This is a genomic window from Pseudomonas sp. P7759 (assembly GCF_013386445.1).
Taxonomy (GTDB): domain Bacteria; phylum Pseudomonadota; class Gammaproteobacteria; order Pseudomonadales; family Pseudomonadaceae; genus Aquipseudomonas; species Aquipseudomonas azotoformans_A.
Genome location: NZ_JACART010000113.1, coordinates 1 through 332 on the forward strand (window position 1 = coordinate 1; position 332 = coordinate 332).

Genomic DNA, 332 nt, shown 5'->3' on the forward strand with positions numbered 1-332 from the left:
GGGCCGAAGATTTCTTCGCGGTAGATGCTCATTTCTTGGGTCACATGGTCGAACAGCGTCGCGCCCAGCCAGAAGCCATTTTCCAGGCCCGCTTCAGTGGGCACGTAGTCACGCCCATCCAGCAGCAATTGGGCACCGGCCTGTACGCCTTGCTCGATGTAGCCGCTGATACGCTCAAGCGCCGCGCGGGACACAATCGGGCCCATCTCGGCTTTCAAATCACGGCCGTCGGTGATGCGCAGTTGCTTGGCGCGTTCAGTCAGGGCGGCGATGACTTTATCGCCCACATCGCCTACCAGCACGGCAACGGAAATCGCCATGCAGCGCTCGCC

The 332-nt window shown here is 61.4% G+C and carries 1 protein-coding gene; it reads right to left on the reverse strand.

Annotated features, from left to right (window positions below):
- Positions 1-332: aldehyde dehydrogenase family protein (locus HX823_RS31435; RefSeq protein WP_177078533.1), on the reverse strand; the 332-nt coding region annotated here is incomplete at both ends.